An 18,768-nucleotide genomic window follows, 5' to 3' on the forward strand; every position below is an offset into this window, starting at 1 on the left:
CGCCGTTCGGGGGTGGTGGGGGTGGCCGTCGCGGGCGCGGCGGTCTTCGGTGGGAGGACCGACACGGTTCCGGCCGGGGCGGCGGGAGGCGGCGCGGCCTCGCCCGGGCTCAGCACCCGCGCGAGCGTCGAGGGGATCCACACGGTGCTGGTGACACCACCGCCCGGTGTGCGGCTCAGGGTGATGCGCAGGCCCAGGTGGCGGGCGATGTTGCCGACCACGAAGAGACCGAGCACCTTGGTCGGGACGAGGTCGAGGCGTTCGCGGCGGACGAGGCGGGCGTTCTCCTCTGCGAGGCGTTCCGCGCTCATGCCGAGGCCGTGGTCGATGATCTCGATCAGTGCGCCGCCGTCCTTGGTGACGTCGGTGCCGGGCCGGACGACCACCTCGACGGCGGTGTCGGACGGGGAGAACGCGACGGCGTTCTCCATCAGTTCGGCCAGCATCAGCGTCAGGTCGCCGGCGATGTCGGGGCCCACGGTGATGTCGGTCTCGGAGCGCAGGGACACCCGTCGGAATCCCTCGATGCGGCCGAGGCCGGAGCGGATGACGTCGGCGAGGGTGATCGGCCGGGCCTCGACGTCGGTCTCCCGGATGCCGGCGAGCAGCATGAGGCTGTCGGCGTTGCGCTGGAGCCGTACGGCGAGGTGGTCGATGCGGTAGAGCCGTTCCAGGAGGTCGGGGTCGGTCTCCTGCCGCTCCACGGCGTCGATCAGCAGCAGTTGCCGCGTGGTCAGGTTGCTGACCCGGCGCCCGACGTTGCCGAACATCTCGGCGACGTTGCGGCGGCTGAGCACCTGCCGTTCCAGCAGTGCGGCGGCGGTGACCTGCACCCGGTTGAATGCCTCGGCCAGTTCGCCGATCTCGTCGCGCACCGGGACGGGGATCGCCCGCGGGCTGAACGGGGTGCTGTCGACGAGTTCGTCGTCCGCGACCCGGGCGAGTTCCTCGTCGGCGGCTTCGACCACCTGCCGTGCGGAGCCGGTCAGGGCTGTCAGGGGACGGATGACCGAGCGCCGGACCAGGACGCAGAAGGCGAGCCAGGCGGCGAAGCCGAGCAGGGCCGCACCGAGCATGATCCATGCCTTGCGCAGGGCACCGGCGGAGGCGGAGTCGGCCTGTGCGGCGGTCTGGTCGATCAGGGCCCGGGTGATACCGAGGCGGGTCTCGGCCTGTCGCTCGCCGGCGCTGATCTTCTTGCGCAGTTCCTGGGCGCTCTGCGACTGGAGGGCGCCGGGGTCGATCTGCAGCTCCGCGAACTGGGACGTGAGGTCGTTCTGTTCGGCGGCGCGCTCGATGCCGCCCATGGCGAGCCCTTGGGCGGGTGTGGCGATGCGGCCGAAACGGTCGGCCTGGTAGGCGTAGAGCTCGTGGGCGCCGGCCGCGCGCGTGTACTCGGTGAGGGCGTTGGCGTCCCGGGTCTGGGCCGAGAACACGGCGCTCTCGAACGCCGCGTGGGCGGCGTCGGCGCGCAGGATCGCGTCCAGCAGATTGGTCACCGAGGACGCCGAGGTCGCGGAGAAGCGGTCGAGGCCGATGCCGTCGATCAGGTAGCCGACCGCGGCCGCGTAGGCGGGGTCGATGTTGGCGGCGGGGACGTAGTCCCGGTCGAGCTTCTCCCGCAGGACGTCCAGACCGGTGATGTAGGCGAGGGCCTGTTCCTCCTCGGCCGGGAGGCTCGACCCGAACGCGGAGCGTACGGTCCTGACCTGCGCGTCGGTGGCCCGCTGGGCCTCGCGGTAGGCGCTGGTGGACGGCCGGGCCGCTCCGGGGCGGGTTGCCTCGTACTGCACGGACAGCAACAGCGCCAACCGGTGTTCGGCCTGTACGTCGTTGATGAGCTTCGCGACCTGCTCGCTGTCGCGGACGAGTTCGGCGACCCGGTCGGCGTCCCCGGCCTGCTCCATCTGTCCGGTGACACCGACGCCGAGCAGGATTCCGACGACCGCGATGGGCGCGACGACCAGGACATTGAGCTTCCGCCGGAACGGCCACCGGGCGAGAACGGAGCCTGCTTTCCGGCGGAGCGGAGAGGTCCGGTCCACATGGCCGGGCGGCGGCTCCACTGTGTTCGCGGGCACGCTGGTCTCCTTGGGTGTGTGCTGATCGGCGGTCAAGGTGCGGTGACCGCCGGGCCGTCGACGTCCGGGGAACGGACCTGTGCGCTGACGCGGCGGTCCGCCGGGCGTGAACGACCAGACCCGCGACGCGAGGTACTGATTCGCGTCACGTGTCCGGATCTCGTCGGCGGGAGACTACCGTCTTTGTGATCGCTTTGAGGCTGTACGTAATCAATACGTGATTACAAATTGTTCACGGCCGCCTACCGAGCGATGACCTCGCCGTGGAGGGGCAGGTCGGAGCCCTGCTACATTCCCACCCCGACGGCCTCCCGGCCACAGCCGGAGGCACCGTCATGACCGTTGTGCTTCCAGCCACCCGCTGGATCGGTCTCCTCCCCCCACGTGATCCCCGTACCCCCTCCTGCCCTCGAGGAGACCCCTGTGCCCTCCACCCGCAAGGCGACGGCAGCCGTCGTCGCGTTCCTGGCCGCGACCGCCGCCACCACCGGCTGCGAGAGTGGTGCGACCGCCACCGCGGCACCCACCGCTTCCCGGGAGCCCGGTTGCCCCACGGTCCTCACCAAGGCGAAGCAGGCCGTCAGAGCGGCCGAGGACGTCAACGCCCCCTGGAGCGGCCCCACCACCGGGCCCGAGGCCGCCTCCGGCCGGACCATCGTCTATGTCGCCCAGACCATGACCAACCCCGGTGCGTCGGGCGTCGCGAAGGGTGTTCAGGAAGCCGCGAAGGTCATCGGCTGGGACGTGCGCACCATCGACGGGCAGGGCACACCCGCGGGCATCCGGGCCGCGTTGTCCGAGGCCATCGCCCTCGAACCGTCCGGCATCGTCATCGGCGGCTTCGACCCCGGCTCCGTGAGCAAGCAGGTCGAACAGGCCGACGCCGCGGGGATCCCGCTCATCGGCTGGCACGCCACGGCCGCCCCCGGCCCCAGCACGAAGCCCAAACTCTTCAGCAACATCACCACCAAGGTCGAGGACGTCGCGAAGATCAGCGCCGACTGGATCATCGCCCGGTCCAACGGCCGGGCCGGCGTGGTGCTGTTCACCGACGCCTCGATCCCCTTCGCGAAGCGGAAGTCCGAGCTGATCAAGAAGGAACTGGCCACCTGCCCCGACGTCGATCTGCTGAGCTACGAGGACATCCCCATACCCGAGGCCAACACCCGCACCGTCGAGAAGGTCTCCTCCCTCCACTCCCGCCTCGGCGACACGTGGACCTATTCCGCCGCCATCAACGACCTGTACTTCGACCATGCGGCGCCCGCGCTGCGCGCTGCCGGACTGAAGGGCGACGGCGCACCGTTCAACATCGGCGCCGGTGACGGCGACCCGTCGGCCTTCCAGCGCATCAACGGCAAGCGGTACCAGTCCGCCACCGTGCCCGAGCCCCTCAACGAACAGGGCTGGCAGATCGTCGACGAGTTCAACCGCGCCTTCGCGGGCGAACCGGCCAGCGGGTACGTCGCTCCCGTCCACATCACCACCGCGGACAACAGCGGCGGCTCACTGTCCTGGGACTCCGAGGGCTACCGCCGGGCCTACCGCAAGATCTGGGACAAGTAGCGCCGTCATCGAGCAAGGCGGGGGTCGCACCCCGCCCGACCTTCGGCCTTCGACCCTCCTCGAAAGAGCTTACTGTCCACCGTTATGTGCTGGCACTGTCTGTCATGTACGCCAATTCATGGGAAAGACGTGACAGAAGGGACGGCACATGTTCAACAAGAAGGGGACCGTCGGTCTGATCAGTGCGGCGGCAGCCGTGGTCGGCGTTCTGACCGCCGCCGCGCCGGCCGGTGCGGCGGCGGGCTCCACCCAGGCGTCCACAGCCCAGGGGAAGCACTGTGTCGTCCTCGTGGGCAAGGCGCCCAGCGACGGCGGCGTTTCCCCCGAGCTGTACCGGAACTGTGCGGACACCGCGGCGAAGGCCCGCGCCCTTCTGACATCTCCTCAGGCGAAGGCCCAGACCAACGGCAAGGCAGTACAGGCGACGGAGCTGATGACGTGGTATAGCAACGACCAGTTGTGGGGCAACTCCACCGTCGTCTACGGCAGCGCCGGCACCTGCGACTCCGTCGGCTACCGGCTGAGCCCCGACCTCTACTGGGCGACGAACATCAGCTCGGCCACGGGACACGGACGGTGCACGGTGGCGACCTTCTTCAGCCGTCCACTCTCCTACTCCCGCACGTTCAGGCTGCCGGCCCTCAACCTGGGTTCGATCCTGAACGACTACGTCGGCATCATCGACGTCCGCTGGGGCTGATCCCTGACCGTACTGTCACGAACGCCCCTCGGCCCCCGCGGGACCGAAGGGCGTGGTCGTGCGCCCGGCGCGCGGGCGGCGGTCGGCAACTGCCGTAAGTCGTGGAGGAATTGCGCGAAAACGGCGACACAGTGGCACCGCTGGGGCCATTTTGCCCTCTCATCAGTCAGACAGTCTCCGACCCCACCTCGACCAGTGGGGGCCGGCGGATTCTGACCGTTCAGGGGGAACACATCCATGTCCACGTACCACCGCACACCGACCACACCGAGACGCCTCTCGCGTCTGCGACTCGCCGGTGCCGCCGTGACCGCGCTGCTTCTCGCGGCGACGGGATCGGCGACGCAGGCCATGGCCGCGCCGAACACACCGCAGAAGCCGCGGAAGCCGCATGCGGCGAGGACGACACCGCCGCCCGTGCCCACGCTCACCTGGGCCGACTGCCAGGGCGGGTACGAGTGCGCGAACGCGGATGTGCCGCTCGACTACCGGGACCCGACCGGTCAGAAGATCACCCTCGCGGTGGTGCGCAAGAAGGCCGCCGACCCGGCCAAGCGCAAGGGCACGCTGTTCATGCAGCCCGGCGGGCCGGGCAACTCCGGGGTGGACTTCGTCCGCAACAACTACGACGACCTCCCGGCCGCGCTCCGCGACTCGTTCGACGTGTTCGGCTACGACGTCCGCGGTGTCGGCCGCAGTTCGGCGCTCACCTGCTTCGACGACACCCGGTACGCGAAGGCCGTCACCGACGCCAAGGGCGTGCCGGGGCGGGGCGCATTCGGACCGGCGCTGCGCGAGGCCGCCGAGTTCGACCAGGCATGTCTCGACAACTCGGGCTCGCTGCTGCCATACGTGGGCACCGAGTACGTCGCCCGTGACATCGACCTGCTGCGCCAGGCGCTCGGCGAGGAGCAACTGACGTACTACGGCCGGTCGTTCGGCTCGTACATCGGCACCGTCTACGCATCGATGTTCCCCAAGCGGGTGCGGGCTCTGACCCTCGACGGGGCGTACGACCCGTACAAGTACGCCCACCGTCCCTACGCGTACGACCGGGCCCAGTACCTGGCGTTGGACGGTTCGATGGGGCGCTTCCTCGACTGGTGCGCCGCCGACCGCGCCACCTGCGGGTTCGGCGACGGCGACCCGCGCGGGGCGTTCGAGCAGTTGAAGAAGGACCTCGACGCGAACCCGGTCACCACGGCCAACGGCGGCAGGGCGAACGGCTACACGCTGGTCTACCGGCTGATGTTCAACATCAACGAGGGCAAGGTCATCTGGCCCTCCCTCGGTGAGGCCCTCAGGAAGGCACAGCTGCGGGACAACACGTCCTTCCTGCTGCGTCCGCCGTCCCCGGCGAGCTTCGACTTCCTCGGCCCGAACGTGGCCGTCGAGTGCGTCGACAAGGACTACCCCGAGAGCCTGCGGAAGCTGCACCGGAACGTGACGGCCAACGCCGAGGACGCGCCGCTGCTCGGCCCGGCCATGGCCTACGGTCCGCCGACCTACGACCATCAGCACGCCACCGCGTGCGTCCAGTGGCCCGCGCAGACGCCCAGCCGCTACGACGGCTCCTTCCGGGCCCGGGGTTCGGCGCCGATCCTGGTGCTCGGCACCACCGGTGACCCGGACACGCCGTACCAGGACGCGGTCGCACTGTCGCGTCAGTTGGACAACGCCTCGCTGCTGACGTTCGACGCCGAGGGGCACACGGCGTTCGGCCGCAGCGCCTGCGCGACGGACGCGGTCGTCAACTACCTCGTCGACCTGGAGGTCCCGTCCGCCGGGACCACCTGCGCGGACGAGGTGCAGCCGCCGTCCTCCACCCCGAAGGTCGCCCCTCCCGGGACGACGCTGAACGAGCTGCGCCACGGCGTCGACGAGCGCGTGGAGCGCATCGGCGACGTGAGCTGACCGGCTCGCGCTGCGGGCTGGTCCATGAGCGGACGGCTCCGGGTTGCCGGAGCCGTCCGTCCGCACACGTTCGTGCGAGGCTGACCAAGGCGAGTCTGGGAGAGCGAGCCGGTGGGACTGCGCATTCATTTCACGTACGAGGACCTGGCCCGGGTGGTGCTGGCGGAGGAGCCCGATCCACTGTGGGAGGGGCTGCTCAGTCTGCATCTGCTGCAGAACCGCGACGGCCCGCTGGTGTTCGGCCACTGGCGGCGGGCCACGCGAGGCTCGTTCGATCCGGCGCTGTCCCGGCTGCGTCACCTCGCCCCGCCGCGCGGCTACTCGGCGGACTTCCTGACCCCGGGAAGCGCCTCCGCCGGGTTCGAGGCGGGAGTGGACGCCCTGCTCTCCACCCCCCGCGCCCGCCTGCGGACCGACCTGACGGAACTGTCCCTCGCCCGCCCCATGCCCGGTTGGGCGCGCCCGCTCGCCGACGGCGACATCCAGGCGCTGCGCGGGCTCGGCGGCCTGGTCCGACGGCATCACGAGCGGTTCGTCGCCCCCTTCTGGACCCAGGTCCGCACCCGTTTCGACGAGGCCCGGTCGGTCGCGGCGCGGGCCATGCTGCGGTCGGGTTTCGCCGGTCTGGCGGCGGGGCTGCATCCGAGCGTGCGCTGGTCGGCGCCGGTGCTGTACATCGCGGGCGCCCATCTACGGGGAGACCTCCACTTACAGGGCCGAGGTCTGCGGATCATTCCCTCCTTCTTCTGCTGGCCCGGCCCGATCGTGCTCAAGGACGGCTCCCTGCCGCCGGTGCTCGTGCACCCTGTGACCCATGACCCCCGCTGGCTGGCGCCCCCGCGGGCGGCCGGCGCCGGCACCCACCAGGCGCTGGCCGCGCTGCTCGGGAGGTCGCGGGCCGCCGTCCTGGAGGAGGTGGTCGAGGGCCGGACCACGAGCGAGATGTCGCTGCGCCTGGGGATCAGTCCGGCGACCGTCAGTCACCATGTGTCGGTGCTGCGGGAGTCGGGCCTGCTCACGAGTCGGCGGATCGGCGGCGCCGTGCTGCACACCGTCACCGGCCTGGGCACCGACCTTCTGGGAAACGGTCGTCCGACCTGCGGAATTCGGCCACGCCCGAAAACCGTGGTCAGGGTCGACCGGTGACGGGACGATGGGGCAGGCGGGCGTGCCACGGCCGACGTTCGTGATGCCCGCACCGCGAGGGGGTCAGCCGGTCGGTCCTGATGTTCGAGGGCGAAGGAGCGCCGACCTCCCCGCGTGGACCGCGTTGACAGGCACGAGGAGGGGGTTCGCATGACTCTGCGCAAGTTGGGCGCGACACTGTTCGCGGCAGCGGCGATCGCGGTATCAACGGTCGGGTTCGACGGTACGGCCGCCGCCCACACTGACGGATCCAGCGGCGGCGCCGGCGTCCTCACCTTCGAGGACGCCCGGCAGCCGTCGCTGACGGCGGCTCAGATGAGGAACGCCGTGGAACTCGAAGCGGCCGGGTCCGGCGCCTCGGCCGCCGCCTCGCTGAACTGCGCGTACTACTACGTGTGCGGGAAGGGCGCGAACGGCAACAGGTTCGACTACACCACGTGCAACACGACGTACACGTTGCCCGATCTCGTGGGCTGGGGCTCCCTCCACAACAACCAGACGCCGGGGACCAGGGCCCACTTCTACGACGTGAACGGCGCCTGGATGTTCTCCATCGACGCTCCCGCCAGGAACGACGTGTTCTGGACGCCGGTCTGGTACGTCATCGCCTGCTGAGCCGACAGCCGGCCCGGTCGGTGCGCGGTGCGGAACTCGGGCGTTCACGGGTGTCGAGAGCGGGGCGCCGGCTCCGTCCTCGGTATACCGGTGGACTCGGGGGACCACACCGCGCAGAGGGAGAACCGTCATGACGCTTCAGCGGATGGACAACGTCGGCATCGTCGTCGACGACCTGGACGCCGCCGTCGCCTTCTTCACCGAACTGGGCATGGAGGTCGAAGGCACGGCACGGATCGAGGGCCTCTTCGCGGATCAGGCCGTCGGACTCGACGGCGTCCGCAGCGACATCGCGATGATGCGGACCCCTGACGGCCACGGCAAACTGGAACTCGCCCGGTATCACGCCCCCGCGGCGATCGGCGACGCCTCGCACAACCCTCCGCCCAACACGCTGGGCCTGCATCGGGTCATGTTCGCGGTCGACGACATCGACGACACCATCGCTCGTCTGCGCCCCCATGGCGCCGAACTCATCGGCGAGGTGGCGCGCTACGAGGACATCTACCGGCTCTGCTATCTCCGCGGCCCTTCCGGCATCATCCTCGCGCTGGCGGAGCAGATCGGCTGACGGCCCTGCACGACCGGCCTGTACCGGAGCCCGATCAGAAGGCCGGCTCGGGGTGTCCCTGGTGGGGTCCCTGGCTGCGTGCCTTGAGCAGCGTGTCCCGTAGGCGCTCGTGGGCCATGGCGAGGCAGGCGTGGACGGCGCCGCTCGCCACCGAGAGTCCCAGAACCTGGGAGACGGTGGTGACGCGGGGAACGGACGGCAGGGCGCGCTCGAGCCGCTCGCGTACCTCGGGGAGTACCTCGTCCACCAGCGGGCTCAGCCTGCCGACGAAGTAGACGGATTCCGGATCGAGGGTCACGGCGACGATGCTCACGGCGGTGGTGACCGCCGTCGTGAACGCGTCGAGCGTCTGAGCGCGGGCTGAAGGGTCGCGCGGCGTCGGCGACAGGTCCTCGACGCGTTCGACGTCCCATCCATGCTCGCGAGCGAACCTCACCAACCCCGCGGTGCTCAGCAGTTCGTTGAGGGTGTGGCCGTCGACGCCCGAGGAGAGGGCACCGATGTCGCCGAACGCGGGGGTACGACCCCGAGCCAGCTCGTGCTCCTTGCAGGTGGCGAAGTTCAGGGTGCTGCTGACGCTGAACAGGGCGGCGTCGCGGACGCTCGTGTCGTCCGTGAGCACCTGGAGCAGGGACGCGTTCGCGTCGCTGTCGAAGGTCACCGGGGCATCCAGGAGTTCCTCGACGGTTCGCTGGAGTTCTCGGCCGGAGAAGATCTTCATCCGATCGGCGGGCCGGAAGACCTCGGCGCCGTCGCGGACGTGGGCGGGCAGTGCCGCGACGACCTGGCGCAGTGGCCCTCGTGCGGACGCCGCCGTCCGCGCGATCAGATCGACCAGCCACCGGCCGGCCGCGGGAACGTCGTCGTGCTCGACCGTCGGAACGATCATCCGGCCGAGCTCTCGGCCGCGTAGGTCGGTCACCAGCACGCCGGTGGTCACGGCGCCGAAGCCGACCCCCACGACGTGGCCGGCCGTCTCGGGCACATCGAGGTACGTCGACGGGCGGCCACGCCCGACGACGGCGTCCACTCCCCCGTCCACCACGAACCCGTCGGCGCGCAGTTCCTCGACGGCCCGCGACACCGTCGCCTTGCTCAACCCTGTGACATCGATGAGCTTGTTCCTGGTCAACGGCGCACAGGAGAGAACCACATCAAGGACACGTGCCTTGTTGTGGTCGCGTGGTGTGGGGTTGATGCTGCTCACCTCATGACCTTACCGAGACCGTGTGTGGTCCGAACCAAGGGTCCTAGCCGGGGTCGCTCTGGCGACGGGTGCTCAGCAGGCGGGCCACGATCTCCTCCGGGGCGACGGCCAGGGCCCGCTCGACGTTGACCCAGTCGTCCCTGGCGTGCTCGAGGAGGTAGTCGCGACGCTCTGGCACTCGTTCCGCGCGCCAATGGGTGACCAGCGCGCGCAGCGTGAGGCGGGCAAGAGCGGCAACGGGCAGGAGCGGGAGTTCGGTGTCCTTGATCGGACGAGCTCGCTCGTACCCCGCGACGAAGCTGCATGCCTCGTCCCAGGGATCCTCGGGCGTCCGGCCGAGCAGGTTGGCGAGCGAGACGGCGGGATCGAAGATCAAAGCGCTGCGCATGCTGTCGCCGAAGTCGATCACTCCGGTGACGAAACGGTCGGTCCGTGGGTCCACCAGGACGTTGTAGGGGCTGTAGTCACCGTGGATCACCTGGGTCTCCAGCTCACCCAGCCGTGGAACAACCGCCTCGTGGAAGAGGCGGAAGACCTCCCGGGCCAGCCGACGGTGCGCGGGATCGGGCGTGTGGTCGAGGAGTTCCCGCAGCTGGTCGAAGTACCGGAGGTCCCACACGAGGCGCCGCTCGTCCGCGGGATGGCTGAACGACCGCAGAGCCAGATCCACGCGCCCGAGCATCTGCCCGGCCAGGGCCAGTTGGCGGGGATCGGGGTCCGTCCGTGCCAGAACGGTGCCTTCGACGAAGTCGAGGACACGCAGGACCCGGACCGCGCCGTCCTTCGTCGCGATCGGTACGTGGTCGCCGCCTTCGACGGTCTCCTCGACCCGCTGGGTGGGGAGGTGAGGGGCTGTGGTTTCGAGGTGACGCATCACCGCCGTCTGCAGAGCCACGACAGCCACCGCCTCGTCGGGCGGGGACACCTTGACCAGGTGGTCGGCCGTGTCGGTGCGCAGCCGGAACGTGTCGTCCTTCTCGGTCGCCAGCCGTTCGAGACGTCCGTTCAGTCGGTAGTGCCGGGCCAGGAGGGTGTTCACCTCCCGCGTCGCGATGGGCTCGTGGGACGACGCCAGACCGCTCTCCTCGAACAACTGCTGGGCGATACGTGCGGGGGGCGAGGTGTTCACCGTTCGGTCCCTTCGGGCAGTCGGGCTTTCGGCCTGCTACAGGCGCTTCTCGGCGATCTCCGCGAAGGTCTCGAGGAATCGCGTCACGTCGTCCGAGTCGAAGGCCAACGGCGGTCGGATCTTGAGCACGTTGACTGCCTCGCCGGTGCCGCTGATGAGGACACGACGCTCACGCATGTCGTTGATGACATGGTCGGCGAGGGCACGATCGGGCTTCAGCGACTCCCGGTCCTTCACGAGCTCGACTCCCACGTACAGGCCGCTCCCGCGGACCTCCGCGACGTACGGCGACTCACGGGTGATCTCCTCTAGACCGGCGCGCAGTGCCCTGCCGTTGTCGAGGACGCGCTGCCGTACGTTCTCCGCTTCGAAGACGTCCAGGACCGCCGCGCCGGCGGCGACCGCGATCGAACTGCCCGCGAAGGTGTTGAAGTACCGGACGTTCCGTCCGAACTCGTCGCACACCTCAGGCCTGAACACCACGCCGGAGATCGGCATGCCGTTACCCATGGGCTTGCCCATGGTGACGATGTCCGGGACCACCTCGTGGCGGCTGAACCCCCACATCGCGTCACCGAGCCGGGCGAATCCCGACTGGACCTCGTCGGCGATGTACACGCCGCCCGCGGCGTGCGCTTCCTCGACCATGTCACGCAGGTAGCCGACCGGGTCGGTGAAGAGGCCGTCACTGGAGTACGCGCAGTCCGTGATCAGCGCCGCGAGCCTGTAGCCGTGGCGTTCGAGGTCGTGCACGGCGCCGCGCACCTGGCTCCGCATGTGGTCGCCGAGCGTGGAGCCGGGCGGGACGAGTCGCGGATCCGGAGCATCGATGACGCGCACGTTCGGCCCGAGCGGTGAACCCGCGCCGAGCGTCGGCGAGAAGCTCGCGACCTCGCGGGTGAGACCGTGGTAGGCCCAGCGCGTCACGACGATGCCCTCGCCGCCCGTGTGGAATCGCGCCACGCGTACGGCCAGGTCGTTCGCCTCCGACCCGCTGCACGCGAAGCTGACCCTGGAGAGCTCTTCGGGCATCGTCGCGAGGAGGCGCTCGGCGTAGTCGACGAGTGATTCCTGCACGTAGCGCGTGTTGGTGTTGACCGCCGCCAACTGCCGGGACACGGCCTCGACGATGTGCGGGTGGGCGTGACCGACGCACGGCACGTTGTTGTAGGCGTCGAGGTAGTCGTTGCCGTCCCGGTCGAAGAGGTGGGCGCCTCGGCCGGAGACGAACTCGACCGGCTCCCGGTAGTTCAGCGCGTAGCCCGGGCCCAGCACGTCGTTCCGTCGTCGGACGGTGGACCGCAGGCGCTCGGGCAGATCACCGAGCGCTGCGGGATCGAACCGGTTGGGGTAGTTGGCCAGCGCCCGACTGGGTGTCGACGTCATCAGCGGGTCCCCTCTCTTCATGGCGTGCGCGCAGCTCGTCGTGGCTGCTTCAGGAGGAGGCTACCAGATATTGTTTCAGTTCCAGACTGAAATATATTCGGACCGGCCCGACCGGGTCCCGCAGAACGCGGCCGGCGCCCGACCAGACCATGACCGTCGACCCCGGCGACCCGCAGTTCCTTGATCAGGGCCGCGACGCCCTCCGTCCGCCGAACACCTCCCACCTGCGGATTCCGCACCTGCCGGGCGTCCTCGCCCTGTGGCGCCGACGCGGCGGGTCACCGCAGATGGTCGGCGACGGGTTCCGGACGGGGCCGCTCCCTCGTGTCGGTCCCGCGCTGTCCCGGCGCCCGCCTACGACCAGGGCAGGACCAGCGCGCCCCAGGCGACGACGGGACCGAGGGCGACGATTCCGCCGGTGTAGCCGATGACCTGGCGGTAGAAACGGCGGGGGTCGACGCCGCGGGCGTTGCTGAGCACGAGGGCGCCGTTGGTGGAGAAGGGGGACGTGTCGACGATCGTCGTGGAGATGGCGAGGGCGGCGATCAGCCCGGCGGCGCTGAGGTGGCTGGAGAGCAGCAGCGGGACGGCGATGGGGATGATCGCGGTCAGGATCGCGGTGGAGGAGGCGAAGGCGGACGTGATGGCGACGGTGAAGCACAGCAGGAGCGCGACGACGAGCGGTGCGCCCAGTCCCGCCGCGTGCTCGGAGATGCTCTCGATGACGCCGGCCTTCTCCAGCATGGCGATGTAGGTCATCATGCCCGCGACCAGCAGCAGCGTGGACCAGCTGACGCCGTCCACGGCCTTCTCCTGCCGCTTCATGTCGACCAGGGCCAGCAGGGCGCCGGCCGCCAGGGCCAGGAACCCGATCTCCAGGTGGAAGCCGAGCGCGCCGACGACGAGGGCGACCAGGCAGGCGAGGGTGAGCCACTGGCGCCAGTCGGGCCTGCCGGACACGGCGAGGTCCTCGTCGGCGGCCGCGTCGTCGGCTCCCTCGGCCAGCGGCGCGGGGCGCTTGGCGAGCAGGGCGTAAGTAAGCGCCGAGAGAACGAGGTTGATGAGGAAGCTGGCGCTGAACAGCGTCACCGCGGAGACCTGCAGGTCGGTCTTGTCGACCAGCCCGAGGACGAGGGCGCCCGAGACCGCGAGCGGGGAGAACGCGCCCGCGTGGCCTCCGCTGATCACCATCATGCCGACGACGAGCGGGTTGAGCTTGTAGCGGTAGGCGAAGTTCATGCCGATCGGCGCGAGGATCGCGACCGCAGCCGGCGTGAACGTGCCGAACGCCGTCAGCAGGGCCGCCACCAGGAACAGCACCCAGGGGATGAGCGCGACCTTGCCGCGCACCAGCCGTACGCCGGCCGCGACGAGCCAGTCGATGGTGCCGTTGCGGCGGGCGACGGAGAAGAGGTAGGTGACGCCGACGATGGTGACGAAGAGCTTCGCCGGGAACCCCTCGAAGATCTCGTCCTCGGTGAGGCCGAGCGAGGCGGTGCCGACCGCGAAGGTGGCGACGAAGGCGAGGATGCCCAGATTGATCGGCAGCACCGTGCCGACCACGAACATCACCAGCAGCGCGCCTATGGAGATCACTTCAGCAGACATCTTTGTCCTTGGTGCGGTGGGGAGGGGCGCGCCCCGAGGGCGCGAGGTCGTCCCGGTGCGGACGGCTGGGGACCGGCCGACCGAGGTGATGTTCGTCCTGTTTCAGGCGGCTTGCGTGGTGCCTGTGTCCGGGACGTAGATGCGGGCGTCGGCGAGCAGCCGTGCCGCGCGTTGCACGGTGACCCGCCGGGGCAGGCCGTCCTGTACGTCGGTGCAGCGGACCGCGACGACGCCGGCGGGGGTGCCCAGGCGCAGCCATTCGTCGGTCGGGCCGCCCGTGGTGCGGCGGACCACGGAGCCGGTGACGAGCCCGGCCGCCGCGACGGCGACGGCGGAGGTCAGGCCGATCGCGGGGTGCGGGGCGTTCATGCTGAGCATGCGCACCGAGACGTCGTAGTCCTCGGCCGCGACCGGTTCGCCGAGGGTGGTGGTGTACGGAACGGGCGGGCCGACCAGGCCCACCTTGGGCACCGCGTCGCCCGGTTCGCTGCCCGGTGCGAGCAGCCCCATCAGCGGTGCGGCGGCATGACGTACGGAGCGCAGCCAGGGCACGTCGGTGTCCGTCCGGTCCGGGGACTCGGCGCCGGTGCGGCCGGCGTCGAGGGCGTCGACGAGGACGACGGGGGCGCCGGCGTCCACCATGGTCACCCGTACCGGCTCGGCGTCGGCGATCCGCAGGCTCTGCGCGGCCTGTCCGGTGGGGAGCAGTAAACCGGTGGTGCCGCCGGCCGGTTCGAGGAAGGTGAGGCCGACGGCGACGCCGCCGGCCCGGGTGCCGGGTACCGTCTGGCGGCCGAAGTGGTGGACGACGCCGCCGGTGGTGTCGACGAGCCCTTCGAGGACCGCGCCCGTGTTGGTGTTGCGCATCACCACGCGGGTCCGGTCGCCGGTGATCGCCACCATGCCCTTCGTGACCGCGTAGAGGGCGACGCCTGTGGCGCAGTTGCCGCAGTTGCTCGTCCATTCGACCGAGCCGGTGCCGATGCCCACCTGGGCGAAGAGGTAGTCCACGTCCACGCCGGGTGCGGAGGAGGCGCTGACCACCGCCGCCTTGGAAGTGGTGGGGGTCGCCCCGCCCACGCCGTCCAGTTCCACGGGGTCGGTGGCGCCGTACGCGGAGACCAGCAGCTTCTCCAGTCGGCCACGGTCGGCGGGGACGTCGACCTGGTTGAACAGCCAGCACTTGCTGGTGCCGCCACGCACGAGGGTCGCGGGAGTGTGCACGTCTGAGGCTCTTTCTCGCTCAACGAGGGGAGGTGAGGGCCGAAACGGTGGTGACCGGCGCATTGCGGGCCGGTGAACCGCTCGGCGACTGCGGCGACCTTCGCAGAGGCGTGACTTCGGAACAATCGCAGTTCGCTTCACATGGGTTTAGCTCAGCTAAAGTCACAGGCATGTTGAACGTACGTCGTCTGCTGCTGCTCACCGAGGCCGCCGAGCGTGGTTCGCTCACCGCGGCTGCGGAGGCGCTGGGCATGACCACGTCCGCCGCCTCGCAGCAGATGTCCCTGCTGGAGCAGGAGGCCGGGCAGCCCCTCGTCGAGCGGCTGCCGCGGGGGATCCGCCCCACCCCGGCGGGTGCCGCGCTGGTCGAGCGAGGACAGGCGATCCGTCGTGAACTGCGTGCCGCTCAGGCCGACCTGGACTCCTTCACCGCCCTCGACCAGGGCACGTTGCGGCTCGGGTCCTTCCCCACGGCGAGCGCGTCCCTGCTGCCGCTCGCGCTCACCCGCTTCCGCCGCCGCCACACCGGAATCCGTATCGAGGTGCGCGCGGGCGTGCTTGAGGAGCTGCGGGAGATGCTGCACACGGGGGAGGTGGAGCAGGGGCTCCTCTGGGACTACGAGTGGAACCGGGTCGACGATCCGGCGCTCTCCCTCACCCACCTGCTGGACGACCCCACGGTGCTGGTGGTCCCCGCCGACTCGCCCCTGCGTACGCATCCGTCCGTACGGCTCGGGGATCTCGCGGACCAGGAGTGGATCATCCGTGCCGACAACCACCCGGTCGCCGATGTCCTGCGTCGCAGCTGTCGCCAGGCGGGGTTCGAGCCGCGCATCGCCTACGCCTCGCACGACTACCAGGAGGCGCAGGCCATGGTCGCGGCCGGGCTCGGGATCGCGCTGGCGCCGCGTCTGGCCCTCACCAGCCGCCGCAGCGACGTACGCCTGCTGCCCTTCGCGTCGGACGTGCCCGCGCCCACCCGCCGCATCCTGCTCGCCCGCGCCGCGGCTCGCCCCGCCACCCCGCCCGCCCAGGCGATGGCCCGCGTCCTGCGCACGGTGGCGCAGCGGTTCACCGCTCCCGGGCTGCACCGGGCCCAGCTCGGGGCGGTTCGACCCGGCTGAGGATGAGGAGCGATCCGCGGGCCGCAGAAAGGCCGTGCCGCCGCGGAGGGGGGTCCGCGGCGGCACGACAGGGAATGGGCAGGTCAGGCCCAGGGGGTCACTGCGGTGAAGGAGCTGTCGGCTCGGAACGTGTCGCTGTCCTGGTAGGTCTCCACGCGAAGTTCGTAGTTGTAGTGGCGGATGTAGCGGCCGGGGTAGTTGTACGACTCCAGTCGGACGGAGCCGGCGACGCTGCCCGGGCGGGCGCAATAGGTGGCGTCCTTGTTGAACACGGCCGTGTTGTTGCTGGCGTCGAAGCGGATGCGGAAGTCCCAGTGGCGCATGTAGCGGCCGGCGGAGTCGCGGAAGGAGTAGCAGTTGGCATCGGCGAGACCGGGCACGACGGTCAGGGTGGCGCTCTGCTTGACGGCGGTGGTGCTGGAGCTGCTCACCGGGTCGATGTAGCCGAGGCTGTCGGAGCGGACCACGGCATAGCGGCTCGGGTAGTTGACGGACTGCAGTGACCGGGTGGTGTTGGTCGGCAGGGTCACACCGCCGGAGACGGTCTCCTTCAGCACGGTGAGGTGACGGGCGAAGCCGGTGAGGCCGGGCAGCTCGGTCGGGGCCGACCAGGTGGCGAAGTTGTCGTAGCTGTCGCTGTACCAGTACTTGCCGGCGCTGTAGCCGTCGTAGAAGATGCGCCAGCCGCCGTTGTCGAGCGGGACCAGGGCCGGGCCCTCGACCCAGTCACCGAAGCCCGCCCAGTTGCCGGTCTTCCGGAACGTGTAGGGGCCGGTCAGGCTGGAGGCGGTGGCGTACTCGATGTACTTCGTCGTCTCGTTCTTCGTGAACGCGTGGTACGTGGAACCGACCTTGACGATGAAGGTGTCGATGTAGTTCGGGCCGATGCCGGACAGCTGGGTGGGCGCCGACCAGGTGGTCAACGCGGAGTTCGTCGCCGTGATCTTGTAGGCGGTGAAGTGGGTGGCGGTGCTCGCCGACGTCAGCGACATGATCACGTTCACGCTGCCGTCGCTGTCGACGAACCACTCGGGTGCCCAGGTGCGGGTGAGCCCGCTGATCGGGATCGTGTAATTGTACAGGAACGTCCAGTTCAGCCGGTCGGAGCTGCGGGCGAAACCGATCGTGTTCCCGGTCCAGTTGGTGGTGTAGGTGATGTAGTAGAAGCCGTCGGTGTGCTTGAAGATGCTGGGGTCACGGATCAGCCCGGACGGCGGGGTGTACGCCGGGCCCTTGCGGAGGGTGAAGCCGGTGGCGTCCGGCGAGTCGTAGACGTACATGTTCGACTCGCTGGAGTTGGTGAACGCGGTCATCGTGTACCGCGTGGCCTGCCCGGCCGGCGGGGCGGCCGCGGCGGCGGTGCCCTGGAGGGCGGGGAAGCCCAACAGGACCAGCAGCAGCGGGCCCAGCAGGGCGAGCAGCGTTCTCTTGCTTCTTCTCAACTTTTCCTCCGGGCTGTGCCTGCGCCGCCTGAGCGATCACCGCCGTGACGGGAATGCCGATTTGTTCGTAATTACGAACAGTGTGCGACAGCTCGTGCAGAAGATAGATTTCCGCCACCGGTGCGTCAATGTTTCCGACGGGTTCGGTTCCGTTTACATCGGACCTCCTCGCCCGGCCTCCCGACACATCCAATGTCCGACGCGGCCAAGTGGGGCCTGGTAGGAGCCGATTCGGCCGTGATGAAGAAACATGTGCCGCAAGGCTAGACAGGGGCAACGTTCGTATCCCTTAATCCATCCCATGTGTCAGCGGGGAGGGCCGAAGCGATCGCAACCGCATGGACGTTCGGCGCCTCATCGGCAGCGCGCAAGCTCGTGACGTGCCGCCCAGGACCGCCGGACATATGAACCCAATCCACCCCACCACCAGAGTCGCTCTGGTCACGGAAACGGTGAAAGATGTCTTTCTCGCCCAGTAGACGGCGCCTCCTGCAAGCAGCCGGGGCCACGGTCGTCGCCTCTGCCACCGGGTCCCTCGTCGGCGCATCCTCCGCCCATGCGGTCGTCCCTCCCGCGAGGGCCGACATCGGGGTCTCGGCGCACCCGTTCGAGCTCGGTCAGGTCCGGCTGACCGCGAGCCGGTGGCTGGACAACCAGGACCGTACGCGGAACTATCTGCGGTTCGTCGATGTGGACCGGCTGCTGTACAACTTCCGCGCCAACCACAAGCTGTCCACCAACGGCGCGGCCGCCACCGGCGGCTGGGACGCCCCGAACTTCCCCTTCCGCACCCATGCCCAGGGCCATTTCCTCACGGCGTGGGCTCAGCTGTACGCCGTGACCGGGGACACCACGTGCCGGGACAAGGCCACCTACATGGTGGCGGAGTTGGCCAAGTGCCAGGCCAACAACAGTGCCGCCGGTTTCAACGCCGGGTACCTGTCCGGTTATCCCGAGTCCGACTTCACCGCTCTGGAGCAGCGGACCCTGAGCAACGGCAACGTGCCGTACTACACCATCCACAAGACCCTCGCGGGCCTGCTGGACGTGTGGCG

Annotated in this window: 15 protein-coding genes; 8 read left to right on the forward strand and 7 right to left on the reverse strand. The window is 69.7% G+C overall.

Annotated elements, in window-relative coordinates:
* On the reverse strand, positions 1-2,081 hold a 2,081-nt coding region (locus AOK15_RS06915; protein WP_240508331.1), incomplete at its 3' end, for a sensor histidine kinase.
* A 423-nt stretch (positions 2,082-2,504) separates the two neighbouring features.
* On the opposite strand from AOK15_RS06915, the gene AOK15_RS06920 reads away from it, so the two are divergent.
* The 6 genes from AOK15_RS06920 to AOK15_RS06945 all read left to right on the forward strand — a co-directional run bounded on the left by AOK15_RS06920 (position 2,505) and on the right by AOK15_RS06945 (position 8,593).
* Positions 2,505-3,647 (forward strand): substrate-binding domain-containing protein, encoded by a 1,143-nt coding sequence (locus AOK15_RS06920; RefSeq protein ID WP_055513860.1) that lies wholly within the window; start codon positions 2,505-2,507, stop codon positions 3,645-3,647.
* Positions 3,648-3,795: 148 nt separating this feature from the next.
* A complete protein-coding gene (locus tag AOK15_RS06925; RefSeq protein WP_055513862.1) occupies positions 3,796-4,347 on the forward strand; it encodes a hypothetical protein in 552 nt (183 codons plus the stop codon).
* Positions 4,348-4,584: 237 nt separating this feature from the next.
* Positions 4,585-6,261 carry an alpha/beta hydrolase gene (locus AOK15_RS06930; protein WP_055513864.1) on the forward strand — a complete coding sequence of 559 codons (1,677 nt, stop codon included), beginning with the start codon at positions 4,585-4,587 and terminating at the stop codon, positions 6,259-6,261.
* 111 nt (positions 6,262-6,372) lie between these two features.
* Positions 6,373-7,407, forward strand: a complete 1,035-nt coding sequence (locus AOK15_RS06935) for a winged helix-turn-helix domain-containing protein (RefSeq protein ID WP_055513866.1) — start codon at positions 6,373-6,375, stop codon at positions 7,405-7,407.
* A gap of 150 nt (positions 7,408-7,557) precedes the next feature.
* Positions 7,558-8,022: a hypothetical protein gene (locus AOK15_RS06940; protein WP_055513868.1), complete on the forward strand. Its 465-nt coding sequence runs from the start codon at positions 7,558-7,560 to the stop codon at positions 8,020-8,022.
* A gap of 130 nt (positions 8,023-8,152) precedes the next feature.
* Entirely contained in the window at positions 8,153-8,593 is a 441-nt protein-coding gene (locus tag AOK15_RS06945) for a VOC family protein (RefSeq protein ID WP_055513869.1), read from the forward strand.
* A 34-nt stretch (positions 8,594-8,627) separates the two neighbouring features.
* Here the strand turns inward: AOK15_RS06945 and AOK15_RS06950 are convergent, their stop codons facing one another.
* From AOK15_RS06950 to AOK15_RS06970, 5 genes are all read right to left on the reverse strand, one after another.
* Entirely contained in the window at positions 8,628-9,800 is a 1,173-nt protein-coding gene (locus tag AOK15_RS06950) for an ROK family transcriptional regulator (protein WP_055513871.1), read from the reverse strand.
* 43 nt (positions 9,801-9,843) lie between these two features.
* Positions 9,844-10,929 (reverse strand): phosphotransferase, encoded by a 1,086-nt coding sequence (locus tag AOK15_RS06955; RefSeq protein WP_055513874.1) that lies wholly within the window; start codon positions 10,927-10,929, stop codon positions 9,844-9,846.
* A gap of 36 nt (positions 10,930-10,965) precedes the next feature.
* Positions 10,966-12,315: an aspartate aminotransferase family protein gene (locus tag AOK15_RS06960; RefSeq protein ID WP_055513883.1), complete on the reverse strand. Its 1,350-nt coding sequence runs from the start codon at positions 12,313-12,315 to the stop codon at positions 10,966-10,968.
* Positions 12,316-12,669: 354 nt separating this feature from the next.
* Positions 12,670-13,923, reverse strand: a complete 1,254-nt coding sequence (locus AOK15_RS06965; protein ID WP_240508332.1) for an SLC13 family permease — start codon at positions 13,921-13,923, stop codon at positions 12,670-12,672.
* A gap of 102 nt (positions 13,924-14,025) precedes the next feature.
* Positions 14,026-15,147: a PrpF domain-containing protein gene (locus tag AOK15_RS06970; RefSeq protein WP_055513878.1), complete on the reverse strand. Its 1,122-nt coding sequence runs from the start codon at positions 15,145-15,147 to the stop codon at positions 14,026-14,028.
* Positions 15,148-15,317: 170 nt separating this feature from the next.
* On the opposite strand from AOK15_RS06970, the gene AOK15_RS06975 reads away from it, so the two are divergent.
* A complete protein-coding gene (locus AOK15_RS06975; protein ID WP_055513880.1) occupies positions 15,318-16,271 on the forward strand; it encodes a LysR family transcriptional regulator in 954 nt (317 codons plus the stop codon).
* Positions 16,272-16,354: 83 nt separating this feature from the next.
* Here AOK15_RS06975 and AOK15_RS06980 read toward each other — a convergent pair whose 3' ends face one another.
* A complete protein-coding gene (locus tag AOK15_RS06980; protein ID WP_055513881.1) occupies positions 16,355-17,713 on the reverse strand; it encodes a glycoside hydrolase family 43 protein in 1,359 nt (452 codons plus the stop codon).
* 459 nt (positions 17,714-18,172) lie between these two features.
* Here AOK15_RS06980 and AOK15_RS06985 point away from each other — a divergent pair.
* A partial coding sequence (locus tag AOK15_RS06985; protein ID WP_157870179.1) for a beta-L-arabinofuranosidase domain-containing protein occupies positions 18,173-18,768 on the forward strand: 596 nt, incomplete at its 3' end.

This window comes from Streptomyces ossamyceticus, assembly GCF_001418475.1.
Taxonomy (GTDB): Bacteria; Actinomycetota; Actinomycetes; order Streptomycetales; family Streptomycetaceae; genus Streptomyces; species Streptomyces ossamyceticus.